The 26,354-nt window shown below is 67.3% G+C and carries 26 protein-coding genes; 15 read left to right on the top strand and 11 right to left on the bottom strand.

Annotated features, from left to right (window positions below; genetic code table 11):
• Positions 1-109 precede the first annotated feature (109 nt).
• Entirely contained in the window at positions 110-571 is a 462-nt protein-coding gene (locus tag NO978_RS01685) for a DUF555 domain-containing protein (protein WP_257297776.1), read from the top strand.
• A gap of 73 nt (positions 572-644) precedes the next feature.
• Here the strand turns inward: NO978_RS01685 and NO978_RS01680 are convergent, their stop codons facing one another.
• A complete protein-coding gene (locus NO978_RS01680; RefSeq protein WP_089731908.1) occupies positions 645-884 on the bottom strand; it encodes a UPF0058 family protein in 240 nt (79 codons plus the stop codon).
• 193 nt (positions 885-1,077) lie between these two features.
• Here NO978_RS01680 and NO978_RS01675 point away from each other — a divergent pair, with 193 nt between their 5' ends.
• Positions 1,078-1,857, top strand: a complete 780-nt coding sequence (locus tag NO978_RS01675) for a DICT sensory domain-containing protein (protein WP_257297775.1) — start codon at positions 1,078-1,080, stop codon at positions 1,855-1,857.
• Entirely contained in the window at positions 1,854-2,594 is a 741-nt protein-coding gene (locus NO978_RS01670; RefSeq protein ID WP_369684082.1) for a class I SAM-dependent methyltransferase, read from the top strand. The genes NO978_RS01675 and NO978_RS01670 overlap by 4 nt, the downstream gene beginning before the upstream one ends.
• Before the next feature lie 71 nt (positions 2,595-2,665).
• On the opposite strand, the gene NO978_RS01665 is transcribed toward NO978_RS01670, so the two are convergent.
• Entirely contained in the window at positions 2,666-2,965 is a 300-nt protein-coding gene (locus NO978_RS01665) for a PadR family transcriptional regulator (RefSeq protein WP_256398539.1), read from the bottom strand.
• A 307-nt stretch (positions 2,966-3,272) separates the two neighbouring features.
• On the opposite strand from NO978_RS01665, the gene NO978_RS01660 reads away from it, so the two are divergent.
• Positions 3,273-4,331 carry a CNNM domain-containing protein gene (locus NO978_RS01660; RefSeq protein WP_257298051.1) on the top strand — a complete coding sequence of 353 codons (1,059 nt, stop codon included), beginning with the start codon at positions 3,273-3,275 and terminating at the stop codon, positions 4,329-4,331.
• Between the two features lie 177 nt (positions 4,332-4,508).
• Positions 4,509-5,036, top strand: a complete 528-nt coding sequence (gene msrA, locus NO978_RS01655; RefSeq protein ID WP_257297774.1) for a peptide-methionine (S)-S-oxide reductase MsrA — start codon at positions 4,509-4,511, stop codon at positions 5,034-5,036.
• Between the two features lie 17 nt (positions 5,037-5,053).
• Here the strand turns inward: msrA and NO978_RS01650 are convergent, their stop codons facing one another.
• The gene (locus tag NO978_RS01650) at positions 5,054-7,741 is read right to left on the bottom strand and encodes a PAS domain-containing protein (protein ID WP_257297773.1); all 2,688 of its coding nucleotides are present in this window, start codon (positions 7,739-7,741) and stop codon (positions 5,054-5,056) included.
• Positions 7,742-7,851: 110 nt separating this feature from the next.
• Positions 7,852-8,841, bottom strand: a complete 990-nt coding sequence (locus NO978_RS01645; RefSeq protein ID WP_257297772.1) for an aldo/keto reductase — start codon at positions 8,839-8,841, stop codon at positions 7,852-7,854.
• A 326-nt stretch (positions 8,842-9,167) separates the two neighbouring features.
• On the opposite strand from NO978_RS01645, the gene NO978_RS01640 reads away from it, so the two are divergent.
• The gene (locus tag NO978_RS01640; protein WP_257297771.1) at positions 9,168-9,410 is read left to right on the top strand and encodes a hypothetical protein; all 243 of its coding nucleotides are present in this window, start codon (positions 9,168-9,170) and stop codon (positions 9,408-9,410) included.
• A 219-nt stretch (positions 9,411-9,629) separates the two neighbouring features.
• Complete coding sequence (locus tag NO978_RS01635) at positions 9,630-10,343, top strand: 5-formyltetrahydrofolate cyclo-ligase (protein ID WP_257297770.1); 714 nt, start codon at positions 9,630-9,632, stop codon at positions 10,341-10,343.
• A gap of 18 nt (positions 10,344-10,361) precedes the next feature.
• Here the strand turns inward: NO978_RS01635 and NO978_RS01630 are convergent, their stop codons facing one another.
• Positions 10,362-10,712 (bottom strand): hypothetical protein, encoded by a 351-nt coding sequence (locus NO978_RS01630; protein WP_257297769.1) that lies wholly within the window; start codon positions 10,710-10,712, stop codon positions 10,362-10,364.
• A 291-nt stretch (positions 10,713-11,003) separates the two neighbouring features.
• On the opposite strand from NO978_RS01630, the gene NO978_RS01625 reads away from it, so the two are divergent.
• Positions 11,004-11,450: a hypothetical protein gene (locus NO978_RS01625; RefSeq protein ID WP_257297768.1), complete on the top strand. Its 447-nt coding sequence runs from the start codon at positions 11,004-11,006 to the stop codon at positions 11,448-11,450.
• A 26-nt stretch (positions 11,451-11,476) separates the two neighbouring features.
• Here NO978_RS01625 and NO978_RS01620 read toward each other — a convergent pair whose 3' ends face one another.
• The 3 genes from NO978_RS01620 to gfo6 form a co-directional block, all read right to left on the bottom strand.
• On the bottom strand, positions 11,477-12,304 hold the full coding sequence (locus NO978_RS01620) for a TrmB family transcriptional regulator (RefSeq protein ID WP_257297767.1): 828 nt from the start codon (positions 12,302-12,304) through the stop codon (positions 11,477-11,479).
• Positions 12,305-12,407: 103 nt separating this feature from the next.
• Positions 12,408-13,442 (bottom strand): transcription initiation factor IIB family protein, encoded by a 1,035-nt coding sequence (locus NO978_RS01615; RefSeq protein ID WP_257297766.1) that lies wholly within the window; start codon positions 13,440-13,442, stop codon positions 12,408-12,410.
• Positions 13,443-13,755: 313 nt separating this feature from the next.
• Positions 13,756-14,832, bottom strand: a complete 1,077-nt coding sequence (gene gfo6, locus NO978_RS01610) for a D-xylose 1-dehydrogenase Gfo6 (RefSeq protein WP_257297765.1) — start codon at positions 14,830-14,832, stop codon at positions 13,756-13,758.
• A 108-nt stretch (positions 14,833-14,940) separates the two neighbouring features.
• On the opposite strand from gfo6, the gene NO978_RS01605 reads away from it, so the two are divergent.
• The 6 genes from NO978_RS01605 (at position 14,941) to NO978_RS01580 (ending at position 21,802) form a co-directional block, all read left to right on the top strand.
• Complete coding sequence (locus NO978_RS01605; protein WP_257297763.1) at positions 14,941-15,474, top strand: hypothetical protein; 534 nt, start codon at positions 14,941-14,943, stop codon at positions 15,472-15,474.
• A 25-nt stretch (positions 15,475-15,499) separates the two neighbouring features.
• Positions 15,500-16,201 carry an HAD family hydrolase gene (locus NO978_RS01600; RefSeq protein WP_257297762.1) on the top strand — a complete coding sequence of 234 codons (702 nt, stop codon included), beginning with the start codon at positions 15,500-15,502 and terminating at the stop codon, positions 16,199-16,201.
• Positions 16,198-16,827, top strand: coding sequence for a class II aldolase/adducin family protein (locus NO978_RS01595; protein ID WP_257297761.1), 630 nt, complete (start codon positions 16,198-16,200; stop codon positions 16,825-16,827). The genes NO978_RS01600 and NO978_RS01595 overlap by 4 nt, the downstream gene beginning before the upstream one ends.
• 454 nt (positions 16,828-17,281) lie before the next feature.
• Entirely contained in the window at positions 17,282-20,665 is a 3,384-nt protein-coding gene (locus NO978_RS01590) for a tetratricopeptide repeat protein (RefSeq protein ID WP_257297760.1), read from the top strand.
• A 60-nt stretch (positions 20,666-20,725) separates the two neighbouring features.
• Entirely contained in the window at positions 20,726-21,145 is a 420-nt protein-coding gene (locus NO978_RS01585; protein WP_257297759.1) for a CopG family ribbon-helix-helix protein, read from the top strand.
• 3 nt (positions 21,146-21,148) lie between these two features.
• The gene (locus tag NO978_RS01580; protein ID WP_257297758.1) at positions 21,149-21,802 is read left to right on the top strand and encodes a type 1 glutamine amidotransferase; all 654 of its coding nucleotides are present in this window, start codon (positions 21,149-21,151) and stop codon (positions 21,800-21,802) included.
• A gap of 22 nt (positions 21,803-21,824) precedes the next feature.
• Here NO978_RS01580 and NO978_RS01575 read toward each other — a convergent pair whose 3' ends face one another.
• Positions 21,825-23,531, bottom strand: coding sequence for a DUF87 domain-containing protein (locus NO978_RS01575; protein WP_257297757.1), 1,707 nt, complete (start codon positions 23,529-23,531; stop codon positions 21,825-21,827).
• Between the two features lie 65 nt (positions 23,532-23,596).
• Positions 23,597-24,877 (bottom strand): hypothetical protein, encoded by a 1,281-nt coding sequence (locus tag NO978_RS01570; protein WP_257297756.1) that lies wholly within the window; start codon positions 24,875-24,877, stop codon positions 23,597-23,599.
• 93 nt (positions 24,878-24,970) lie between these two features.
• On the opposite strand from NO978_RS01570, the gene NO978_RS01565 reads away from it, so the two are divergent.
• Entirely contained in the window at positions 24,971-25,246 is a 276-nt protein-coding gene (locus NO978_RS01565) for a hypothetical protein (protein ID WP_257297755.1), read from the top strand.
• Here NO978_RS01565 and NO978_RS01560 read toward each other — a convergent pair.
• Positions 25,243-26,241, bottom strand: a complete 999-nt coding sequence (locus NO978_RS01560; protein ID WP_257297754.1) for a BtrH N-terminal domain-containing protein — start codon at positions 26,239-26,241, stop codon at positions 25,243-25,245. The genes NO978_RS01565 and NO978_RS01560 overlap by 4 nt on opposite strands.
• Between the last annotated feature and the right edge of the window lie 113 nt (positions 26,242-26,354).

Genomic DNA, 26,354 nt, shown 5'->3' with positions numbered 1-26,354 from the left:
TTGGGGGTTACGGAGCCGGGTCGTCGTCCCGGAGGCTCCTGTCGCCGTCGCCTGTCGGGCTGAACGAACGCCAACCTTGATACTGTTCGGCGGGCAACCATGTTACTGCATGAACTGCAGAGTTGTCGTCGAAGCTGCAGTGCCGGTTTACGACGTAGGGACACCGGACGAAGCCGTTCGTATCGCCATCTCGAAAACTGGCGAGATGCTGAATCCGGACCTCAACTACGTCGAGATCAACATGGGCAGCCGGACGTCGCCGTCCGGCGAGGAGCTCCCACCTGCGTTCATCGCGGCCGACGAGGCGTTGGTCGCCCTCGAACTGGAGATGACGGTGTTCAACGTCGAACGCGAGGAGCACGCGTCCCGGATCGCTCGCAAGGAGATCGGGATGCGGCTGGAGAACATCCCGCTGGAGGTCCTCGAAGTCGAAGTCATCGAGGAGGACGACGACGAGGAGACCGAAGCGGAGGAGGACACGCCGACTGCAGACGACGACGTTCACGAGGCCGAGGACGGCAGCGACGAGGACGACGAGGTCCTGCCGGAGTTCGAGGACCTGATCGAGTAACGAGCCACGATATTCGAGCGAGACGAAGCTGTCGCTGTCGGGTTCTAGTTCAGTGCAGGACGAGTTCTACCGTTTAGTCTGCGGAGACGGCGACCGTCTCTTCGGACTCCTCGGAACTCATGTCGGAGGTGATGCCGTTCGCGAGTGCAAAAACAGCCGCCTTGTGGTCAGTCTTCGATTTGTGGATGCTCGTTGGTCGAATACCAAGGGACTCGTACTCGTCTAGGTTGAGGTCGCCGTCGGCCGTTGTCTCGTAGTGTGTGGATACTTCCGCAAGCAGTCCGTGAAGGTGGATGAGTTCCTGCTTCTTCATAGCAAACAGTTCTACCGGCTGGAGGGTTATATTATTATCCTGAGTCGCGTTAACACACTATGGCTCCAGTCACCCCGCAGACACTCGCTCGCGGCCACCTCGGGGGTCGCCACCGGCTGTCGGTAGAGCCGAATTACTGCTTGCGGTTTCGTCCGGCGAGAACGTTTAATGCCGTCCGGGAACTCCCGCTAGTATGGGTCTCATGGAGCTTATCGACCGCGTCGAGGGGGGTTCACGGACCCTGACGGTTGTCGATAGGCAGACATCGGATGTCGTCCAGGGGATGCTTGACGACCTTTTCGACGAGCAACCGGTCCACGTCATCGAGGACGGAGGCGAGGGCACCGTCCCCAGCGACACCGTCGTCGTCTCCCGGACCGACGGCACGGCGTTCAGCTCTTCACTGGAGTCGTTACAGAACGCCATCCTGTTCGTCAACTCGGACACCTACATCTCCGGCGCGCGCGACCTGGACGCCGTCGACACCCCGGAGGCAATCCTCGGACTCGCGGACACCGTCTTCACCGTCGAGGGCTACCCCGACACCCGCAAACAGAAGTTCCTCCTCATCGAGCTCTCCCGGTACATCGAGGCACTGGCCTGGGAACACGGCGTCGGGGAGATACATTCGAGCTTCCAGTACCTCTCGCGACTGCAGGACGAACGCGGCACCCAGGAGGTGTACCGCTCGCTTGGGGAGATCGGTGTCGACGTGAACATCTACGGCATCGCGGACGAGGCCATCCCCAGCGACATCGACGCGACGACCTACACGGACGCCTCCGTCGAGGACCTCCGTCGTGCCTGGTTCGTCGTCTACACCCACCCGACCGACCCGACGGAGTCGGCGGCACTCGTCTGCCACCAGCTCTCGGGCGAGGACGGCCGACTGGGGCCCTGGAAGGGGTTCTGGACGTTCGACCCGGACCGTATCGACGACGTCCAAGCGTACGTTACGGGCAACTTCCAGTGACCGACGACGCACCGGCGGAGGGACATCCGTTGTTCGCGGCCATCTACGACCCCGTCGTCGCCCCGTTCGAGCGCCGCATCGAGTCACACCGCCGGTGGCTGGCGGCCGACATCGAAGGGACGGTGCTGGACATCGGCGTCGGCACCGGTGCGATGTTCCCGTACCTGACCGCCAGCGATGCCGACGCGGTCCTCGGGGTCGAACCGGACCCGCACATGCGCAAGCGAGCGGTCGAGCACGCCCGCGAGTCCGGGCTCTCGGTCACCATCTACCCGACCGGCGCGGAGTCGCTCCCGCTCGCGGACGACAGCGTCGACGTCGTCGTCGCCGCGCTCGTGTTCTGCACCATCCCAGGGTTCGACGCGGCGCTCGACGAGGTGGCGCGCGTCCTGAAGCCCGGCGGCGAGTTCCGGTTCCTCGAGCACGTCCGCGCCGACGGCTGGCAGGCTCGATTCCAGACGACGGTCCAGCCGATCTGGGGTCGTCTGGCGGCGGGCTGCCAGCTCGACCGGGCGACGGACGAACGGTTCCTGGCGGACGAACGCTTCGAGACGGCCGCGTTCGAGCGTATCGACGCCGGCGTCCCGCCGGTCGCACCCATCGTCCGCGGACGGCTCGTCCGTCGTAGCGACGACGGGACCGACGAGGCGCTGGGCGACGGGCTCCGTGGCGGGCTTCGGCGGCTGCTCGACCGCCGACCGTCGCTGCCGCTGTCGGTCGTCGCGTCGAAAGAATGAATCGGGGTGCCGTGAATCCGTGGTCCCTGTTCCCTCGTGTGCTGCCCGTCGGTGGCGGGACCTAGCGGTCGTTACGAAGACGCTTCTGCGGTCTCCATCTGGTCGACGTACTGCGCTTCCCACTCCTGTCTGGCGTCGATCTCGCGGCGACCGCGCCGGGTCAGTGTGTAGAAGTTCGTCCGCCGGTCCAGCTCTCCCTTCTCGACGAGGCCCTTGTCGACGAGCGTGTCGAGGTTCGGATAGAGTCGACCGTGGTGAATCTCGGATTCGTAGTAGTCTTCGAGCTCATCCTTGATCGCGAGTCCGTGGGGGTCGTCGAGCCCCGCAATTACGTACAACAGGTCCCGCTGGAACCCTGTGAGGTCGTACATAGTATTACAAACGTATCCAGAGAAAATGAGTGTTTTGTTTCCTGAATCGATTTGGCCGGTTCGGTTTCGGTGTCTTTCACGCGGAAAGGATTCGGTCGGATCGGGTGTATCGGCGTTGGGATACTTGGCAGCACCAGTAAGAAAGATAGAAGAAAAGTGACCCGGAACGGTGCCCGAGAGCGGGAATCGGTGGCTCTGACTATCGGTGTCGCTCGCAAAAGGACACCGATTCCCCGACGCAAGGAGCGTCGACCCAAGGCAGTAACCCCGGTCATTTTTCCCGGACTGGACGGAAGCCGGCCACGTGATGAACTCGCTTGAGATAGCCATCCGGCTACTCGCTGGTCTCGCCCTCATCCTGGCGAACGGGTTCTTCGTCGCGATCGAGTTCGCACTGACACGGGTCAGACAGTACTCCGAGTCGGAGTTCGACACGCCGGCGCTCCGACGTGCCTGGGAGATGACGGACGACCTCGAGATCTACCTGACGAGCTGTCAGGTCGGCATCACGGGCTCGAGCATCGCGGTCGGTATCGTCGCCGAACCCGCGCTCGGGGCCATCTTCGAGCCGTACTTCCACAACACCGCGCTGGCTTCCCTCGGGGCAGGTGGGCTGCTCGCCTTCCTCATCATCAACCTCGTCCACCTGACCCACGGGGAGCAGACGCCGACATACCTGGGTGTCGAGCGCACGAAGTTCGTCTGCAAGTGGGGGGCTCGCCCGCTCTACTGGTTCGCCTGGGTCATCTCCCCGATCATCAGCGTCGGTGACACTGTGGCGAAGGCGACGCTGAAGCTGTTCGGTGTCGAGATGACCGGCGCGTGGCTCGAGGCCGAAGAAGACGTCATCGAGAACCGTGCACAGCTGCGGAACCGGCTGAACTTCCTGCTCGAACAGGGAGACCTCTCCGAGGAGCGCCACGAGGAGGTCATCAACGCACTGACCGTCGACGAGATCATGGTCGGTGACGTCATGGTCGACATCGACGACGCGGTCGTCCTCTCGACGGCGGACCCAATCGAGGAGAACATCGAGAAGGTGTACGACTCGCCGCACACGCGCTATCCGCTCGTCGGTAGCGACCTCGACGACTACCGTGGCGTCGTCTACGTGCCGTCCCTGCTCGAGCATCTGGACGAGATCCGGGCCGGGGAGCTGGATCTGGCGGACGTCGCCGCGCCGCCGATGACCGTCGCGGTGGACACGAGCGTCAGCGGCGTCATCGACCAGTTCCAGGCCGAGGGCCAGGAGCTCGCCCTCGCCATGGCCGAGGGTGAGGTCCAGGGGCTACTCACCGCGACGGACGCGCTGGAGACGGTCATGGGCGACATCGAGGACCCGCTCGACCGCGACGCGATGTCGTGAGAAACCAGGAGGCAGGTTGCGGTGTTTCTGGTGGTTGCATCATAACGAGCTCCTGTGCGATGGGGCCGGACCGCCACGTCGTCGGCTACGACTGGCGCTGCTCGGGAATCGCGTTCGAAGTCACCGAGGACTGAGGGTTCCGACGGGGTTTTGCCGGTGCCGACCCTACGTGGATGCATGACGACAGCACGAGCGACGCTCGGCGGCGGCTGCTTCTGGTGCATCGAGGCGGCGTTCGAGGAACTCGAGGGTGTGGAGTCCGTCACCTCCGGCTACGCGGGTGGCCACGTCTCGGACCCGACGTACAAGCAGGTCTGCTCGGGGGAGACGGGCCACGCGGAGGTCGTCCTGATCGAGTACGATACCGACGTGCTGGGCTTCGAGGACGTGCTCAAGGTGTTCTTCACGGTCCACGACCCGACCCAGCTCAACCGACAGGGGCCGGACGTCGGGACGCAGTACCGCTCCATCATCCTCGCCCACGACGACGAGCAGCGCGAGTTCGCCGCGGCGTTCGTCGACGAACTCGACAGCGAGTACGACGACGACGTCGTGACCGAGGTCGTCGACCTCGAGACCTTCTACGAGGCAGAGGAGGCCCACCAGAACTACTACGACAAGAACCCGAACGACCGCTACTGTACGTTCCACGCCGACCCGAAGATCGAGAAGGTCCGCGAGAAGTTCGCGACGAGAGCGCAGTAGTGTCCGCTGCCTCGGTGTTATCCTGCTCCGGGCGCGACCGGAAGTAACACGACGGCCCGCGAACCGGCCGCCGTCTGCTCGAGTCTGAGGTCGCCGTCCGACTTCGAGACGAGCCAGCGGACGATCCACAGTCCGAGTCCGTCGGAGTGCTCCAGTGCGGTCTCGAGCCCCGACTCGCGGAGTTCGATCTCCGACTCCGGGATTCCGGGGCCGTCGTCCGCGACGACGAGCCGGACGGTCCCCTCGTCGTGGCGTGCGATAGACACCTCTACCGTCGGTTGATCGTCGTCGTGGTGGACGACGGCGTTCTCGAGCAGGTTGTCGAGGACGAGCCGGAGATGTTCGTGTGCGAGGACGGGTGGTGGACTCTGTTCGGTGACCCGCACCCGCGCGTTCGGGTGAGTCTCGACGAGGTCGGCCGCGGCGCGGTCGACCAGCGCCGAGAGGTCGAAGGTGCTCCGGGCGTCGGACTCGAACGCGGTCTCGATGCGTCTGGCGCGCTGGCTCAGCTCTTCTATGTCCTCGAGCGACTGGCGGATGGCTTCGACTGGGGCCGCCGGCACGTCGGCCTGCTCGGCGATGCGGTCGAGGAGCCCGCCGACGACGGTCAGATGCGTCCGAAGGTCGTGTCGGAGCACGCGGTTGAGGACGCTCACCCGTTCGGCCTGGTTCTGGAGCGCCTGCTCGTGTCGCTTCTGTTCGGTGATGTCGGAGAAGGAGATGATGATCTCCTTCTCGTCGTCGCCCACGGCCGCGGCGTTGACGAGCAGCCAGAGCCGCTCGCCGTCGGCCCGGTCGACGACGTACACCTCGTTGCGTATCGCCGTACCGCTCTCCGAAACCTTCTGGAACCAGCTCTCCCCGAGCGTTGGGGTATCCGTACCTGTCGGAGTCACCCGCCACGGTTCATGCTCGTAAGCGTCCGCGACCGACCGGTCGTCGTCGACGCCGAGGATGTCGCGGGCGCGCTGGTTCTCCTGTTCGACGGAGCCGTCGCTGCCGACGACGAGGATGCCGACCGGGCTGGTCTCGAGGAGGCGCTGCTGGCGCTCCCGTTCGGCGGCCAGCTCGGCCTCGGTCAGCTTCCGCTGGAGGATGGCACCGAGGTGCGCTGTGATGGTCTCGAGCAGTTCGAGGAAGCGGTCGTCGCGACCCCCGCTCTCGTCCGTCAGCAACATGAGCACGGTCAGGACGCTCCCGCCGGTCCCGAGCACCGGCACCGCGACCGCGGTCTGCAGCCCGAAGTGGTCGACCTCGCCGAGCCACGGGAGCCGGGCCTCGCTGCCGGCTTCGAGGTCCGCTATCCACTCCGGCGCACCCGTCTCCCAGACGCGTCCCGGTAGCCCCTCGCCCCGGGAGAGCTGGAACCCGCTTCGCTGCCGGCCGAACGACTCGAGGGCAGAATCCCCGGTCCACCACGCGTTCTGGAACCGCAGTTCGTCGCCGTCCGGAATCCACGCCTCGCCGTAGGCGGCGTTCGTGTTCTCGACGACCGTCCGCAGGGTCGCGGTCAGCGAGGCCCCGAGGTCGGGAGACTGGGCAGCGGACTGGATCGCATCGAGCAGCAGTTCTCGCTCCCGGTTCGCCGTCACCTCGTCGCTGATGTCGATCCCCTCGACGACGATGGAGCCGACGGTCCCGTCGTCGCGAACCACCGGGCGCAACGATATGTCGACGTGGACAACCTCGCCGTCGGCTCCGATGTTCGTCGTCTTGAACCGGACGAACTCGCCGTCGGCCGCGCGGGCGATGGCGGCCCGGACCCGGTCGCGTTCGGTGTCGGAGTGCGACCACCAGGGCAGCGTCCAGAACTGCCGACCGGTGGCCTCTGCCTCCGTGATACCCGCGAACTCGCACGCCCGTTCGTTCGCGTCGAGGAGTTTACCGTCGGTGTCGAGGATGCCGAGGAAGGACATCGGGTCGGCGAACACCGCCTCGAACCGACGCTCCGTCCGACGAAGCTGTTCCGCCCTGGCCTCGCGCTCCGTCACGTCCCGGCCGATGGCACAGACGCCGACTGTCGTCCCGCTGACCACGAAGGGGCTCGTCTCGAACTCGAAGGGGCGGAGTTCGCCGCCGGCCGTGCGTACGTCGAGCTGGATCGTCCGCGTCTCGCCTCCCGTGACCGCCGCGAGGTGGTCGTCGAGCCGAGGGACGTCCGCGTCGTCGAACAGCGACCGCACCTCGAGGTCGTCGAGCTCCGAGCCCGTCTTGCCGAGGACTGTCTCGACCACGGAGTTCCAGCGTCGCAGGTGGCCGTCGCGCCCAACTATCATGACGATGTCGCGGGTGTGCTCGACGAGGGGGTCGAAGCCGGGGGCGCTCGGATGCCTGCTATCGGACCAGCTCTCGACCGCCCGTTCGACACGCAGCGCAAAGCGCTCCGGATCCGCCACCGCGTCCTGCCAGATGACCTCGTCGACGGGGCCCGACACGGCCGCCTCGGCCAGGCTCGCATCGTCGACCACGAGGAGCGCCGGCGGCGGGTCCGAGACCACATCGGCACACTGCCTGAACCAGACTAATCCGGAGACGCCCACGGCGACGAAACAGGTTTCACCGGGCCTCTCGAGCGCAGCCGCGTGGTCCGTCGCCTCTCCGGGTGAGAGAACAGCGTCGATACCGTCGAGAACTGTCTCTCTAGGTTGTCGAGAGCTGTCTTCGGCGGCGACCCAGACGATACTGACCGGGTGCTCTTCGGCCATCAGCTGTTACTACTGTTATCGAACCATAACCGGGATAAAGTGTTGACGGCCCTCGTGACGCCGCCGGCTCACTCACTCAGTCACTTCCTCGGCGCTCGAGACGGCGACCGTCAGAGGTTCCCCAGCGGCTGTTCCTTCGCGTCGGCGAGCCGTTCGAACTGCTCCTGGGAGAGGTCGATGGCGGCGGCACCGAGGTTCTCCTCGAGCTGCTCGACGGTGCGCGCGCCGAGGAGTGGGACGGAGACGCGGTCGTGGTGCTGGAGCCACGCGATGGCGGTCTGTGCGGGCGAGCCGCCGACCTCGTCGGCGACCGCGTGGAGTTCGTCGAGCAGGTCGAAGTTCTCGTCGGTGAGGTAGTTCTCGCGGAAGCGGTCCTCCGCTGCGACCTTCGAGTTCTCCGGTGTCTGGTCCTCTCGCGTGTACTTCCCGGTGAGGAAGCCCTGGGCGAGCGGGCTCCACGGACAGAGGCCGAGCTCGTAGTCCGCGCACATGTCGAGGTAGTTCGCCTCGACCTCGCGGTCGGCGAGGTTGTACCGCGGCTGCGTGACGGTGAACGGCTCGTAGCCCTTGCGTTCGGCCAGCTCGTTCGCCTTCGCGACCTTCCAGGCGTTCGGGTACAGCGTGGACGCGCCGAGGTAGTTCACCTTCCCGTCCTCGACGAACCCGTCGAGGGTCCGCATGAACTCTTCGGCGGGCGTGTCGTCGTCCCATCGGTGGATGTACAGCAGGTCCACGTAGTCCGTCCCGAGGCGCTCGAGCAGCAGGTCGATCTGTCGGCGGAGGTGCTTGCGCGAGAGCCCGCGGCCGTTCGGGTCCTCCTCGCGTGTCGGCCAGTAGATCTTCGAGGCGATGACGTAGTCCTCGCGGTCGCGGTCGGCGAGCCAGTTGCCGATCCACGTCTCGCTGTCGCCGCCGCCGTAGACGTCCGCAGTGTCGATGAAGCGACCGCCGTGAGACTCGTAGGCGTCGAGGAGTTCGTAGGCCCGGTTCTCGCCGATCTCGACGCCGGCCTCCGTCTCGCGGCCGAAGCGCCAGGTGCCGAAGGCGAGTTCGCTGACCATCGTGCCCGTCCGTCCGAGCGGAACGTAGTCTAGTTCCATAGCTGCTGGTTGCGCGGCCGGACGTATAAATTCGGAAGCCCCGGTAAACCGTTCGCCGCGCGCGCCGCCGCTCGAGCCGGTCGAACGACTCGTTCGAGACCGGCAGGCGCGGGGCGGAGCAGTTGTCCGGATTCGTACACAATTGTGGCAATAGATGCAAATAACGCTCCCAGAGAGACTTGTAAAACTTCTAAACGTCTCTCGAAAGGTCAAGAAGAACGGCAAAACGAACTAACAGGTGGTAAAACGCGGGGAAATAACCCGAACGCTCGACCCGTTATATGATGGTGTCCGTTCAAGGCGTTGATGCCGACGAGGTGCCCCTGATGTCCACCGCGCTCCCTGACACCCACGACCGACGCATCGACACCCAGTCACTGCTCGCGCCCGTTCGAAAGGGCAGCTTCTGGCTGGCAGTCGTCCTCCCGTTCGTCCACCTGCCGCTGCTCGCGTCGGGACTCGGGAGCACGAACGGCGCGGGTGCGTTCCTCGTCCTGCTGGCTCTGAACACGCTCGCGCTCGTCGTCGGTCACGGCCACGGCCCCGCCGACGACGCCGCAGGCGCGTAAGGTCCACTGGCATCCCACACCGAAACGACCCACACCACGTTCCCTGCCTGCCACCTCGGCCTCTCCACCACCCACCCCTCGCCTCCGCTTCCACCCGCACCACCGTTTCCCTCCATCACCCCACTACGTCGGCCTCCCCACCGGGAGACACTCACTCCGACCAGCAGTCAGCAGTGCGGCCGCGAGTCCTTTTCAGGTCACGGCCCCAACCCCGGGCCCATGGAGAAAGAGCAGATACGCCAGCAGGTCTGGGACGACCTCGAGGAGAGCGGGACGGCACGGTTCCCGTACCCACCGCACGACCGGATTCCGAACTTCGCGGGCGCGGACGCGGCGGCGGACCGACTGACCGAGAGCGACGAGTGGCAGGCTGCCCGAACCGTGAAGGCGAACCCGGACGCGCCACAGCTCCCGGTCCGTCGGGCGGCGCTCCGGGCGGGCAAGACGCTCTACGTCGCGGTCCCGCGGCTCCGGGACGAGCGGTGCTTCGTCGAGCTGGACCCCGAAGCAGTCACGGACATCGACGACGCGACCACGGTGGGCGGGCTGGCCGACGCCGGCGTCGCGGTCGGGCCCGACGAACTCCCGCACGTCGACCTCGTCGTCAGTGGGAGCGTCGCGGTCTCCGAAGACGGCGCACGGATCGGCAAAGGAGAGGGCTACAGCGACCTCGAGTTCGGGGTCCTGGCGGAGTTCGACCGCGTCGACGCCCGGACCACCGTCGCGACGACCGTCCACGAGCGACAGGTCCGGGGCGAGGCCCTTCCACACGACGAGCACGACGTACCCATGGACCTGGTCGTGACGCCCGAGCGGACGGTCCGACCAGCCGGGGACGGACGACGACCGTCCGGCATCGACTGGCGGGCGCTCCCGGAGGAACGGATCGACGAGATACCGGTGCTACAACGGCTGCAGGACGAGATACGGTGAGTTCCGGCCGCCCGACGCTCAGCGCTCCAGCGGATAGGCCGACGGCTCGGCGACCACGCCGACGAGAAACTCGCGCGCGGCTTCGACGACGGCCTCGGTCTCGCCCGTCGCCTCGCCGGCGGCCGACTCGATACGCATCCGCGTGACGGTCGGCCTCTCGAAGTCGAGCGTCGACGGTGCGAGCCCGAGGGCGGTCGTCGCGGCGTCGAACCGGCGGTCGAACGGCGCGTGCTGGTCGAGCAGCGGATTCACGTCGCGTCCACCCTCCCGTTCGGGGTCCCGGTGGGCAGCGTCCGGGGTGCTCGCGAAGACGCTGTCTCGCTGCGTCGGTTCGACCGACTCGGTCGTGAATATCGACTCCTGCCCCATCGGGTGAACGGTGTCTAGGAGCAACAATGAATGATACGGCCGGTTCAAGCGAGGGTTGTGTTGCTGCAAGGGCGGGCTGTCGACGAGGTCGTCGAAGCGGTGACCGCCCGACGACTACACCGACTGAGATGGCGGCATAAAACATATAGCAGGCGCTCGTCCGCTCATAAAGGGTGTGTTTACTGCAGTAAAACGTGGTTTTTTGCGCCGATACGGTGAAACGAATCGAACTCACGCCAACCGTCTGGCCGTTATATGCTCTCGGCGGCACGAGTACGAGTCGTCCGACCTATGCCCCCCGCTTCCCGCACCCGCACGGTAGACGACCCGGCGAGGCTCTCCCCGTCGCTCGAGCCGCGACCCCTCACCGGGGAGACCGTCACCGTCGACGTGGACGAACAGCTCCTCCGCGCGGCCCGCTCCGCACTCGGATACCTCGACGACTCCGACCGGACAACCGACACCGGCGCCTGCGTTGTCGATGCCGTCAGGACGCGCGTCGAATCCCTGACGGCTCGTGTGGAGGCGCTCCCCCACGACCAGTTCACCGCTCGTTTCGACGCCTCGGACGTCGTGTTGCTCGTCAGCGGCCTGTTCGGCGTCGCCCGCCACTACGCCGACGCCGGCGAGCTGCGCGCTGCCGACTTCCACCGTGAGCGTGCCGGACGGCTGCTCGACGTACTCGTCGAACAGCGACCGGAACTGGTGAAGAACCTCCGTCGGGTCGCCGCGAACTGACCGGGACGGCCCTCCCGGTCGCCCTCCTACAGTGCGGCCGTTCCCTCGATCTCGCCACGAATCGCGTTCGCGAGCAGCGGCCGCATCATCCCGACGAGGGGTGCCTCGCCGCTGTCGGTCCAGACGGCCCGATGCGTGCGAACGCTCGGGAGCTCTGTCGGCGCGTCCGCGCTCACCAGCAGCGCCTCGCCGTCGGTCATCAACACACTCGACACTGCGCCGTTCCGGATGGGAACCGTCTCCCACCAGGTCCACGTCTCGACGACGGTCGCGGCCGCGGCGTGCTCCGTGACACGCTCGCGGATGTTCTCGTCGGGGGAGCCGACGGTGACGTCGACGCCGGCGTCGGTCGCGGCAGCGAGCGCCTCGAGCAGGTCGTCCGTGAGGAGGTCGGGGGCGGCGACCGCGAGCATCACCTCGTCGTCGGTGGCCTCGACGAGCGTCGCCATCCGCTCGGCGACCTCGTCGCTCCCGTCGGTGACCCATATCTCTCCGCCGCCGTCGCCACGTTCACCCTCACGGAGCTGGGGGAGTAGCTCCTGGAGGCGTTCGAGCTTCCGGTCGACGCGCCGCTCGATGGTGTCGAGTGCGTCGTCGGAGTCGCTCCCGCGGTACTGGCGTGGCTTCGACTGCTGCACGTCGACGAGACCGCGGTCCTGAAGCGTCTCCATGCAGTCGTACACCCGCGCCTGTGGCACGTCGGCGACCTCGCTGGCCTCCTTGGCAGTGCCCTGTCCGATGCGGGCGAGTGCGACGAAGCACTTCGCCTCGTACTCGGTCAGTTCGAACGATTTGAGGAGTTCGACCGTCTCAGCGACGATGTCGTCGGTCGACCCCGCGTCGGTGTCTGTCATTCTCGGTCAGGTCGTTGGCTCTGGTTCGGTGGGTAGTCGTTTAATCGTTCGGCCTCGCGACGGTCGCTGCTGTGCCCGCGCTGGACTGGCCAGTTCGGGCGCATCAGGCCGTCGCCTGGGGGGTCTGCTGGAACTCCTCGTCCGCCTGGAGGAGCTCCTTGTACCGGTTCCGGATGGTGACCTCGCTCACGTCGGCGGCCTCGCCGATCTCGCGCTGGGTGAGCTTCTCGTCGGTCAGCAGCGAGGCGGCGTAGATGGCCGCCGCCGCGAGGCCGACGGGCGATTTGCCGCTGTGGACGCTCTGGCGCTTGCCGGCCTCCAGCAGCTCCTCGGCGCGGAGTTTCAGCTCGTTGGGCACCGAGAGCTCGGAGCAGAACCGCGGCAGGTAGTCGAGCGGGTCCGCGGGTTCGAGCGCGAGGTCGAGCTCCTTGACGATGTACCGGTACGCGCGGGCGAACTCCCGACGGTTGACCCGGCTGACCGGCGCGAACTCGTCGAGGCTCCGGGGCACGTTCGCCTGTCTGGCGGCGGCGTACAGCGAGGCCGTCGCCATCGCCTCGATGGAGCGGCCGGGCAGGAGGTCGTCCTCGAGGGCACGCCGATAGATGACCGACGCGGTCTCCTGGACGTTGTCCGGGAGGTCGAGCGCGCTGGCCATCCGGGTGACCTCGCCGAGGGCCTGCTTGAGGTTGCGGTCCTGGGCGCTCTGGGCGCGGAACCGCTCGTCCCAGGTGCGCAGGCGCTGCATCTTCTGACGCTTGCGCGAGGAGAGCGCGGAGCCGTAGGCGTCCTTGTTCTGCCAGTCGATGACCGACGAGAGACCCTTGTCGTGGAGCATCTGCGTCGTCGGCGCGCCGACGCGCGACTTCTGGTTCTTCTCCCGGCTGTCGAACGCACGCCACTCGGGGCCGTGGTCGACCAGGTCCTCCTCGAGGACCATTCCGCAGTCGCCACAGACGGTCTCACCGTGCTCGTCGTCGGTGATGGCATCAGTACCACACTCGGGGCAGACCTGGCGCTCGTCCTGCGTGCGCTCGGTCTTCTCGGCCCGACTCTGGCCACTCGTTCTGCTACGCCGTCTGTCGCGCGACGGCGTTCGACTCTCGGTCGTCTTCAGCGTCTGTTTCGGTTCGGACATTGGTGAACCATCGAGCGGCTCGGATGCTCGTGTACTCCCAGCTATGCAGTGTACTATCTTAATAGTTTCTACTCCACTACTACGATAGTAGGAAACAGAATGTTGTCATCGGTGGTCGCGCAGTATCGCGGTTTCGGTCGCCAGACGGACGAGACGTTCCCGGAGTGACTACGGCGGGCGTACCAGTCGGTCGCCGGCGGGGACCGTGCGCTGGCGACGTTCCTCGGGACACGGATACAGCATTCCCCGGCCGCCCACTTCGTCGTACACCGCTACACGTTAGGTACCGTCTTCCCCAGCTCCGATACGCGTCTCAGAGCTTACGACGCGTCTCGTCCTCGGCCGCGTCGTACACTGCCTCCACGACATGCATATCGACGAGACCGTGCTGGCCGTCCGCTGGGATGGTCTTCCCGGCCAGCACGCGGTCCGCGAAGAAGCAGAACAGCTCGCGCATCTGGTCGGCCGGCTCGTACGTCACGCTGGTCTCGCCAACCGGGGTCGAGAGGAGCAGCTCGTTCTCCTGGGCACCGAAGAACCCCGGGCGCATCCGTACCTCGCCGGCGGTGCCGACGACGCGGAACTCGGCCGTCTTGTACGCGTTCTGCGAGACGGAACACAGCGCGGTGACGCCGTCGGGGAACGCGAGCTGGAAGCTCGCACGCTCGTCGGGAACGCGCTCGAACCATTCGCTCTCACTGGACCACGTCGAGGCCGTCACGGCCTCGGGGTCCGCGTCCAGCACGAACCGGCTGGTGTTGATGGGGTAGACGCCCAGGTCGGTGACTGACGCGCCGGCCCCCGCGAGGTCGGGGTCCAGCCGCCAGTGCGACGGGTCGTCGAACATCTCGGCGATCGGCTGTGACATGTGGGCGTGGACGGTCACCGGGTCGCCGACGACGCCCTCGCGCACCAGCCGGCGCACCGCTCGCGCCGCACGGTCGGTCTGCATCCGGTAGCCGACCATCAGCGGTACGTCCTCCGCTTGGCAGGCCGCGACGAGTCGCTCCGCGCGCTCGACCGAGGCCTCCATCGGCTTCTCGCAGAGGACGGCTTTCCCGAACTCGGCCGCCGTCTCGACGTGTGGCAGGTGCAACGCGTTCGGCGTGCAGACGTACACCGCGTCGTAGGCGCCGACCGCCTCGCCCGCGGCGAACTCGTCGTAGGAGAGGCCGTGCTCGACCGACGGCCAGTCGGCGACGACCTGCTCGCGCTTGGCCGACGAACCGCTGACGCCGACCGTCGCAGCACAGTTCTCCAGGTCCGCGAGCGCCGGCAGGACGCGTTCGCGCGACCACCAGCCGAGGCCGACGATGGCAACCCGCAGCGTGCCGTCGGCGGTGGTCTCCCAGTCGCGGTCGTCCGTCCCGAGGTATCCGTCGAACTCCATGGTCGACCGTCAACGGCGACGACCCTAACTCCCGGGACTTCGGCGAGACTGACACATCGGCGAGGGCAACGGTTTTCGCCCGTCGGCCCCACTGCCGGCACGTAAAGCGTGTCCCACGTCGCTGTCGGAACCAACATCGTCGTGACCGTCCTCCTCGCACCCGGCATCGCCGCCCACGAGTTCGCACACGAGCTGGCGTGCCGGCTGCTCGGGGTGCCGGTCCACGGGAGTGCGTACCTCAACCCGTTGGCGAGTGACGCGTACGTCGACCACGAGCCGATCGAGTCGTTCTACGCGGACGCCATCGTCGCGCTCGCGCCGCTCGTCGTCAACACGACGTTCGCACTCGCCGCGTTCGTGGGTGCGGTCGCACTGGCAGGCACGCCGGTGTGGCCGCTCCTCGTCTGGGTCGGGGGGACGCTCGCCCTCACTGCCTTCCCGAGCCACAGCGACACCGCGTCGATGGTCGCGACCGCACGAGCGCTCCCGACGGTCGCTCGACCGTTCGGACTGCTCGTCGCCGTCCCGGTCAGGCTTGCGACCGCAATCCCCGGCGTCTCGGGCTTCTACGGATTCTTCTACGCGGTCTGGCTGTACGCGGTGGTTGCCGGCCCGGGGGGCTGGATGAACAGCGTAATGTAGCGCCGCCCCCACGGTTCGGGGTACCATGGACTTCAGTGCGGTCTTCTTCGACCTCGACAACACGCTCTACCCGTATCAGCCCTGCAACGAGGCCGGGAAACGGACGGCCTGGCAGCGGGCGAACGACCTCGGCTACGAGCTGGACCGCGAGGCGTTCGAGGCGCGCTATCAGGAAGCTCGCAGGGAGGTAAAACGCGAGCTCGCCGGCACCGCGTCGGCCCACGAGCGCTTCCTCTACTTCAAACGCCTCATCGAGATCCACACGGGCACCCACAAGTCCCGCCACGCGCTCGAGCTCGGCGAAGCCTACTGGGACGCATACATCGACGAGATGGAGCTGTTCGACGGCGTCGTCGAGACGTTCGACGCCATCGGCGAGGCAGGACTCGACATCGTCATCGTGAGCAACCTCACCACCCGAATCCAGCTCAAGAAGATCGAGCACCTGGGCATCGAGGGCAGTGTCGACCTCGTCGTCACCAGCGAGGAGGCTGGTTCCGAGAAGCCGGCCTCCGTCATGTTCACGCTCCCGCTCTCGCAGCTCGACCTGCGCCCGAGCGAGGTCGTCATGGTCGGCGACTCGGTCACCGCCGACATCGAGGGCGGTAACGCCGTCGGCCTGACGACGGTCCTGTTCAACTCCGACGAGGCGGAGCTCGAGAGCCGACGGCAGCCGGACCACCACGTCGACGACTTCGGCGACATCGCGGCGGTGGTCGCGGCATGAGCCACGAACAGCAACGACAGGCCGTCGTGGACTGGGCACCCGAACTCGCGGACCTCACTCCGGGTCGGACCGGCAACCTGAGCGTCCGCGAGGGTGACGCCTTCGCGGTCACGCCGACCGGCGTCCCGTACGACGGGTTCGACGCGGACGACGTCCCGGTCGTCGACCTCGAGGGAGAGCAGGTCGCCGGCGGCATGAAACCGTCGAGCGAGGTACCGATGCACCGCCACCTCTACCGCTTTCTCGACACCGGCGCGGTCGTCCACACACACTCGACGTGGTCGACGACGATGTCGGTGCTCCACGAGCCCCTCCCGCCGGTGCACTACATGATCGTCGCAGTCGGCCGCGAGGTGCCGGTCGCGGAGTACGCGCCGTACGGGACCGAGGAGCTCGCCCGCAACATCGTCGACGCGATGGACGAGGCGGACTCCCGGGCCTGCTTCATCGAGAACCACGGGCTCGTCGTCACCGGTGAGGACCTGCCGACCGCCGTCGAGAACACCGGCCACGTCGAGAACCTCTCGCAGGTGTACCTGCAGGCGCGCGGCAACGGCGAGGCACAGGAACTGAGCGACGACCAGCTCGGCGTCGTCGAGGAGAAGTTCGAATCCTACGGGCAGTAACGGCGGCAATCGCCGGCGTGGACGCCGTGCGTCGGTGGGCCGAGTCGTCGCGGGGACAGAAAGATTCGGTGGACGGACGGAGGTGGGCACGGACCCCGGCCGTCGCGAACCACCGGCGGCCTGGGCAAGGGGCCGGTGGCGTCCGAAACTGTGTGACCGACGGGAGCGGGCAGGCACGAACCCACTCCATCGGCGAGGCCGCCGAGGTCCCGGGCAAGGGCCCGGCGGCGTGTCAGGATCAGCGGCGTGCAGCCACGTCGGCGTCCCCCCGGGCGCCGACGTGGCCTGGGTCGAACGTCTCGACCCTCCGTATCCCCCATCACGTCGACGTGACCGATGGTTCCACTGATCCCATTTTGGCGGACGGGTGCATACACACTCAACTCACCGACTGACACACTGTCTCACGACGTGAGTTTTAATAACACCCCTGACAAATCATCCTTGACGATACATGAGTCCCGACGACGTCGCTTCGGCGGTCGAGCTCCTCGACCGACGGCGACAGGTGCTGGGGCATCTCGGGGGGGACGGACATCACGTGAGGGACCTCTGCGACGAGCTGGACGTCTCCCGTTCGACCGTCAACCGCGCCATCCGTGAGCTCGAGGATGCCGGCTGGGTCGAGCGAGCCGACGACGGCTACGTCCGGACCACCACTGGTTCGCTCGCCCTCCAGGAGTACCGCGATCAGGTAACGGCGCTCGACGCCGTCCAGCGACACGCCGACGCGCTCGCGCCACTGCCGGGCGATACCCCACTCGACCCGGGCGTCCTCGCCGACGCGACCGTCGAGACGGTCGCCGAGGCCGACCCGTTCGAACTGGTCGGGCGGCTACGTTCGGCGCTCGAAGACGCGACGGCGGTGCGCGGGGCGTGGCCCTCGGTCACCGACGACAGGACCGTCAGCACGTTGCGTTCGCTCGTCGAAGACGGTGCCACCGTCGCACTCGCCGTCGACGACGAGGTCTACGAGACGATGCGCTCGGTCGCCCCGACGACGTTCGGTCCGGACGATACCGCCGTGTGTCGCGTCGAGACGAGCGACGACGTGCCGACACGGCTCGGCGTGTTCCGCGTGGAGGCGGCGGACGATAGCCGCGTCTTCGTGACGATCTACGAGGAGGGAGGCGCCATGCACGCGGTCGCCGACGTCGCGGCGACGGAGGCGGCGACCAGCTGGGCGACGACCGTCTTCGAGGCCGCCGAAACCCCGGCGTTCGACCGCGGGGACGCGGTCAACCCGCTGGTCGGCGCTGCGGGCGACGTGCCGACGTGGGACGAGGGAAGCAAGGACGTCCTCCGCAGTCAGGGGTTCATCCCGGTCGACGAACGCACGGTGGCACACGATGACGACAGGTCTCCGGGTGCCATGCTGCGGACGACACCGACGCTCGGGGCGGTCGCCGCGGGCCGGACGCTCGACCGCGAGCACGTCGTCGACGGGCAGCGGCGCGAGTTCGCGGTCGACCTCGTCGACGCGCTGGCGACGGGCGGGAACCTGGCGGTCGTCGGGCCGCCTGGCGCGGGGAAGAGCACGGTCTGCAAGGCGGCCGCCTGTCGCTGGCGCGAGCGTGGCAACGGCCCCGTCTGCTATCGCGAGAGCGACAGCGCCGCCGTGCTCGACGACCCGCTGCGGCTCGCCGCGTCGCTCGACGACGCGCGCGGCACGCCACTCGTGGTCGTGGAAGACGCCGTCCGGCCGGTGGCCAACGCCGTCTTCGAAGTTCTGGAGCAGGCCGACGACGTCGCGTTCCTGTTCGACGCGCGGCAGTCGGAGTGGTCGTCGCCGCCGGAGCCGCTCGACCCCCGTCGCGAGTCGCTCCGACGGTCCGGCGTCGAGACCGTGCAGGTCCCCGACCTGGACGACCAGGAGCGGACACGACTGCACGACCACGTCGCGAGCATCGTCGACGGTCCGATACCTCCGCTCGAGGAGTTCGTCGACGACGAGGATCTCCCTGGCGACTCCTGGGCGACACCACAGAGCACCGGGAGCGACGGTGCCGGAGAGTTGCTGACGCTGGCGCACCGCTACGGGAACGCGGCCGACATCGCCGTGGAGGGCGACCGGCGGACGGCGAGTCCGCTGTCGCGGAACGTCCGCGAGGTGTACGACGACGTCGCGGACGACCCGCCGGTCCTCGTGGTCGCGACACTCGTGAACGTGCTCAACGCAGGTGGTCTCCCGGTCGAACGGGACCTGCTCGACGCGCTCGCCCTCGTCGACGACGGGCCCGAAGCCCACGCGGTCGAGCGGGCGGTGACGGCACTCCACGGCAAGGTGCTGTTCCCTCACGACGAGGGGGTGGCGGCGGTCCACGGCGCCTGGTCACACAGTTTCCTCACGCACCTCGTCAACGAGCGCGGGGACGCGAGTGCGCATCGCACCTTCGCGGAGGCGGTCAACCCGCTGTTCCGACTCGTGACCGAGCCGTCGTTGCGGAGCGAGGTCGTCCGCTACCGGCAGGGGGACGCGCCGACGGTCGAGGCGTTCGACGACAGCCCCGACCACTGGCGGGACGTGGTCGTCGACCGCGTGTTCGAACTCGGCCGTGACTCGGCCAACCTCGCGCCGCTGTACGGCCACCCCAAGTACACCGAGCTGACGCTCCCCGACTCCTGCTCGACGTGGTGCCGGCGACACGCCCTCGTGGGCCGCGCGCAGATGTACGTCGACGCGGGGGACTTCGACGCCGCCCGCCAGGAGTGCGAGCGCATCGAGACGGTGGCCGAATCGACGGAGTCGAACCGCCAGGAGACGGTGCTCCGCGCCCGGAGTCTGGAGGTCCAGAGCATCATCGCGGAGTCCAAGGGCGAGTTCGACCGGTCCCGCGAACTGGCCGAGGAGTCGCTCGAACTCGTCCGTGAGGTCGACGACCGGAAGGGCGAGGCGTCCGTGCTGAACGGGCTCGGACTCCTCGCGTGGTATCAGGGCGACATCGACGAGGCGGAACGCCGACTCCGGGACGCGCTCTCCATCTTCGACGAGGTCGAGTCGAAGCGGACCGAGTCCGAGGTGCTGAACCACCTCGGAATCGTCCAGTGGGAACGGGGCGACCTCGGCAACGCCGTGGAGTTCTTCGAAGCCAGCCATCGCCAGTACCGCGAGCTCGGCGCCCAGCAGAAGGCAGTCAGCACCAGCATCAACCTGGGCGTCGCCGCCAGGGACCGCGGTGCGCTCGGCGAAGCCGTCGGGCGGCTCCGTGGTGCGGTCGAGGAGGCCCAGCGCCTCGGCGTCGGGAAACCCGAGTCGAACGCCAACAGGGCGCTCGGGAACACGCTCCGCTGGCGCGGCGCACTCGACGAGTCGGCAAAACACCTGGCGGCGGCGCTCGACATCGCACGCGATGAGGAGCTCCGGTATCAGGAGTGCACCGCCCTGCGCGGGCTGGCGGCGACTCATCGCGAACGGGGCGCGTTCGAGAAGTCGGCGCGGCTGCTCGAGACGTGTGACGAACTCGCCGCGGAGGTCGGCGACGAACGGGACCGCGCACTCGCACGGGCACACCGCGGCCTGCTCGTCCTCGCCGATGGGGACGCCGTCGAGGCGACCGAGATACTCGGCGACGCCGTGGAGACGCTGGAGTCGCTCGACCGGTCACCCGGACTGGCGAGAGCCCGTCGGTGGCACGCCCGCGCGCTCGAGGCCGCTGGCGAGTACGAGCAGGCGCGGGACGCGTACGAGGCAGCAGTCGACCAGTACGAGGCCATCGGTGCGTCCACGTACCTGCGGGAGACGCTGGACGAGCTCAGCGAGGTCTGCGAACGCACCGGGGCCGACGAGACGGCAGCCACCTACCGGGACCGGCGGGACGCCCTCGAAGCTAATAACTGAGCCCGCCTGAGCGCCGGCTGATACGAACTTCTTAATATATCTGGACGAATCCGTTAATACATGACCGTCGTCAGCGTCTCCATGCCGGAGGAGTTGCTCGAACGAATCGATCAGTTCTCGGACGAACACGGTTACACGGGCCGTAGCGAGGTCGTCCGCGAGGCCTCCCGGAACCTGCTCGGGGAGTTCGAGGACAAGAAACTGGAGGACAGGGAGCTCATCGGTGTCGTCACCGTGCTGTTCGACTACGAGTCCTCGAAGGTCGAACAGCGGATGATGAACCTCCGCCACGAGTACGAGAACCTCGTCGCCTCGAACGTCCACAACCACGTCGGCGACCACTACTGCATGGAGCTGTTCATCCTCGAGGGGAGGCTCACGGACATCTCGACGTTCGTCGGGAAGATCCGCGCCACGAAGGACATCCTCTCGGTCGACTACTCGGTGATGCCCATCGACGACGTGGGCAGTATCGCGTAGCCGATGGCGGACCAGACCGTCTTGGTCGTCCGGAACGAGGTCGACACCGACGCGGAGTACCACGAGGAGGCGCTGCTCGCTCAGTTCGACGAGCCGGTCGTCGTGCGCTATCCCGAGGGCGAGGAACCGACGCTCGACGGCGTCGATGCGGTCGTCCTCACCGGGAGCACCGCCGGCGTGTATCAGGCAGACGAGCACCCGTGGATGGACGACGAGATGGCGCTCGTCGACGAGCTGGTCGAACGCGAGATACCGACGCTCGCCGTCTGCTTCGGCCACCAGCTCGTCAACGCCGCCCTCGGGGGCACGGTCGAACACGTCGGGACCACGGCGACGCTGGTGGATGTCGAGTTCGACGACGACCCGCTGTTCGACGGCGTCGAGCCCGTCGTGCCCGCCGTCCACGGCGACGCCGTCACCGAGCCGGGCGACGGGCTCGACGTCGTCGCGTCCGCCGAGCACTGCCGCGTCTTCGGCACGCGACACCGCGACGCGCCGCTGTGGACGGTGCAGTTCCACCCCGAGTTCACTGCGGCGTACCGTGACCGCCTCGTGGCCGACTTCGGCTGGGAAGACGGCGACCACGGGTTCGACGGCGTCGACGCGACGCGAGTGTACGAGAACTTTCTGCGGCTCGCCGCCGAGCGGTCGGTCTGAGCCGGCCCTCGCTCGACCGCGATTACGGCTCCCGACCCGTCAACGACGACACTGCCTCGCGTTCGCGAGCCGTCGCCACCATCGACCGGATGGCTGACTCGTCGAGCCGATACTCGCCCGTCGACTTCTCCCGGGCGACGACGCCCTCGCGACGCAGCTCCGTGAGCGCACTCTGGATGCGGTCGCTCCCCGTGTCAACGAACGTCGACAGGTCGCTCACGGTCGTCGGGGCCTTCTCCCGCAGCACCGTGACGACCTCCCAGGTGTAGCGCTCGTTGCAGTCGGCCTCGCGGATGGCCCGCTCGATGCGTTCGCTGACGGGGTCGGTCTGTACGAGCGCGCTCAGGTCGGCCGTGGCGTCGAGTTCGTCACCCGCCGTCGACTTCTCGTCGTCCGCCCGGCCGGAGCGCCGCCGCTGGAGCTGGTCGACGGCGGTCTCGAGGAAGGCGATGCGGTCGCGCTGGTCCTGGACGACGTCGGCGTCGACGTCGCCCTCGCGCAGCGATTCGGCCTCCTCGCGCAGGCTCTCGTTGCGCGATTCGAGCCGGTCGACCTCGCCCTCCAGTTCGCGAACCCGCCGACGGAGCTCGTTGCGCTCGGCCTCTATCTCGGCGTTGCTCTGGTCCTCGTCGCCGGCGTCGGTCACGTCGTCGGTACCTTCGTCGCCGGTCGGCAGCGTGGACTGCTCGCCGGTCGTCTCGATGCCCGTGTTGCCGGCGACCGCGTCGGCCATCTGCTTGGCGGCGTTCGAGATGTCCTTGGCACGTTCGAGCTCCTCCTCCAGCGTCTCGATGCGTCGCTCTTTCTTCTCGACCTCCGCCTCCAGCTCGAGGATCCGGTTCTCGCGCCGGGACTTCTCCTCGCTGATCTCCTCTAAGTCGTCGACCAGCGAGTCGCTGACCGACTTCAGCTCCGGCCGCTCGAAGTCCTCCAGGCCGGGCGTCGCGCCGGCGTCGAACGTGCGCTTGCGCCGGAACTGCACCGTCTGGACCTCCTGCTCGGCCCAGTCCGACATCATGAACGCCTGGCCCGCGTCGAGGTCGGTCACGCGCTCCTCGAACTCGTTGCCGAGGATGCGCCCGACGACGTTCGTGTCATTCTCCCAGGTGAGCCGGTGCCAGACCATCCAGTTCGCCTGCGTGATGAAGTCCTTCTTCACGTCGGCCGGGCGCTGGCTGATGCCGACGATGCCCAGTCCGTGCTTGCGCCCCCGTTTGCCGATCTTGATGAGCATCTTCCCCGTCTCGTCCATCCCACCGCCCTCCGGGATGTACTCGTGGACCTCCTCGACGACGAGCAGGAACGGCTTCTTCAGCTTCTTCTCCTTGGCGAACAGGTGCTTCGCCGTCTCGAGGATGAGCTCGTTCGCCTCGTCCTCGTCGAGGTAGCCGGACACGTCGAGGATGATGGGGACGTTCTCCTCCAGCGCGAGGTTCGCCATCCGCTCGGCGTGCTCGGGTGCGATCTGGATGTCGCACTCCTCGTCTGCCCCCGCGTGGAGCAGCTCGTACTCCTCCTTCAGGCCGTAGTACTCCCCGTCGGTGTCGACGATGAGCAGGGGGAAGCCAGCCTCGAGCAGCTCCTCGGCGATGACGCTCGCCGAGTTCGACTTCCCGGACCCGGACTTGCCCGTCACGAAACCGCGTCCGGTCAGCAGTTCCACGACGGGTACCGCCACTGCCGCCCCGTCAACTGTCTCTCCAAGTACGATCTCTTTCGTCTCGCTCATACCCGTCCTGCGAGGATACTTTCACCCAGGCTACCTGTATCTTTCCGTGAGACGCAGCCGTCGGCCTACACCTGATGAATATCGGCACGCTCGCCCTGGTACGCCTCCGGGGCGTCGCCGATGCTCCAGCCGGGGTTCGTCGTCTCGATGTAGGTGTACCTGCGTCCCTCGTGATGGTACTTGTAGCCCTCGAGCTCCGGCCCCCAGATACCCACGGCCATGTGGCCGGGGGGTTGGATGAGCACGGCGTCGTTGTTGAACACCGGCGTCTCGAGCACCGACGCGAGCAGGATAGCGGTGTCCTCGCAGTCGTTCCCGCCGTCCACCAGCGTCTCCAGGATGAACTTGGTGTAGTCGTCGAAGCCGGCGGTCACGCTGTCGGACGCGTACGGAAGGGACTGGACGACGTCCACCGCGAACTCGACCCTCCCGTTCTCGCTCGCCGCACCGTTGGACTCCGCTTCCTCGTACAGGATCGTCGCGAGCTCGTTCGCGGTCCCGTTGACCAGCTCGACGGTGACGTACTCGTGCCTCGCACGGCCTCGGGGCCGGCGCCAAGACTGCTCGTGTGCGGACTTGAACACCAGGAGGTTCAGGTCCCAGTCGCGGCCCGCGGTTCGACCGCCGATGCGCAGCAGGTACGCGCCTTCGATGGGCGTCCGGCTGTAGCGGCTGCTGGTCGTCTCCCCGGGTTCCTCACCGGAGGGTGCCCGGCGGATGCGTTTCTCGCCGGAGTAGACGACGAACGGGTCGGTCTCCATGACGAACTCCGCCCGGCTGGGGTCGACCGATTCGATGTCCGCGTCACCGGGTAGCAGGAAGACGACGTACTGGAGGCGGTCGTTCCGCGGTGCCGTGGACAGGTCGAAATCGACTGTGATGGACTGCCGTCGCTGGGAGCGCTGGAACCGCTCGCTGATTCCTTCCGCGATGACCTGCTGGCGAGGGTACTCCATCAGGGCGACGTACAGTTTCCCGACGTCCGAGTCGCTGACCGGTTGGTCGGGGTACACCTCGACTTCCACCCCATCGATGCTGTAGGCGCTCACGTGGGTGCGGTTGCGCCAGTACTCGTCCGTCACGGTGAGTTCGCCACCGTTCGACGGGGATTCGGCCGGCTGCGGTTCGCCCTCCGGCGGTGCCGGTGCTCGCTTCAGCGAGGCGAGAGGCAGGTCCGAGACTCGCCGGAGGGAGTCGTCCTCGGGTCGAACCAGGTCACCGCGGTTGACTCGATTGCTCCTGCGTCTGTCGGGGTCGTCGTCCGTCGGCACCTGGACCCTGCTGACACACCCCCCCAGAAGGGAGGTCACGCCAGCGCAGGCTCCGAGCAGGTGCCGTCGCTTCATGTTGTCGTGTCGTAACGACCCAGGGATTATAAAGCATACTGTTATCTATTCACACAGGTAACCCCGTTATGGGGTCGGTACTGGCTCAAATCGATGGTTATCCGTCGGTCCGGTCAGACAGGTCGACCTGTCACGCTGACGGCATCGCTCCAGCGACGCTCGTCGACCGGCGGACCGGCGGTCGTCGTCGGGGTGGTGGTGAACTTCAAGCTCATCGAGGAGCTCGAGCCGGCGAAGCCGTACTACTTCGGACACCCGGACGAGGAGCGCGACCAGGGTGGGACCGATATGGACGACATCGTCACGGCGGTCAAGGAGCGGGTTCGGGACCTCCAGGACACGGTCGAGGCCCGACGCGAGGCGAGCTAGAGCCGGTCGAGCAGGCGTTCGTACAGCTGCTCCTCACGGTCACCGACCGACAGGAGAGCCTCGCTCGCGGCGTCGTAGGCCCGCTGGCTCTCATCGGGTTCGTCCGCGAGGCCGGCCTGCTTCAGGTGCTGGGCGACGGTGCCCCAGTCGTCGTCGATGCCACGGGCCTCCGTAACGACTGCGTCGTCGACGGCCTCGAGCTCGGGCTCGATCTCCGCGACGAACGGGGCGAACAGGCCGCGGAAGGCGCTCCCACCGGTCCCGCGCTTCTCGACGTTCTGGTAGGCGAAGCGGGTGCACCACTCAGCGTCGGGCAGGTCGGGCCAGTCGGGGAGCGAGTGGGCGAACGCGCGCAGGCCGTCGAGCCCGTTCGTCGCGTCGCCCGCCCAGGTCGTCGATTCGGGTTCGAGCATCGCCTCTGCGGTCGTCCGGAGGCCGTCCCGGGCGGCGTCGGCGACAGACCGTGTCGGGTCGTCCATCGCGACCAGCCAGTCGTTCGTCAGCTCGCCGAAGAACCCGTGTTCCGAGCCCATCGCCGTCCGGAGGTTCGAGAGCGAGAGTCGCTGGAGGTCGTCGTGTTCGCTGTCGGCGAGCGTCACCGACTCCTCGTCGTAGCCGACTGCGAGGACGACGTGCGGGCTGAAGTGGACGTCCGAGTCGTAGTAGGGGAGGTAGAAGATGTCGACGAACAGGAGGACCGGGCGGCCCGCGTCGAGGTGTGCGGTCACGTCGTCCCACGCCGCCTCGAAGGTCTGCTCGGAGCCCTGTTCGACCGTGACACCGAGGTGTTCGTGGAAGGCGGTCTCCAGCCACGGCGTGCGGCCGACGAACTGCTTCGTTGGGCCGTCTTCGGACTCGATGAAGCTGAATCCCAGTCCGGCACCGATGCCGAAGCACATCGGTTCGGAGAGCCCCCACCGCCGGTACGTCGCCACGTCGGTCAGCGACGTGGAACCGCAGTGGGCCCCCGCCGCGTGCTCGAATCCGTCCAGCATGATTCGGTCGAAGGGGCCAGGGTAAAAGTCGGTGCCGGAACGTGGCGATGACGCCCCGCCGAGTGGCAAGGTCCCGACCGTCTCCCCACGCCCCGGGGTTTGAGGATGCTGGC

It is taken from the genome of Haloarchaeobius sp. FL176, assembly GCF_024609245.1.
In the GTDB taxonomy this organism is placed as follows: domain Archaea; phylum Halobacteriota; class Halobacteria; order Halobacteriales; family Natrialbaceae; genus Haloarchaeobius.
Note: the sequence above shows the minus strand (reverse complement) of the source record. Positions and strands in the feature narration are given on the sequence as shown.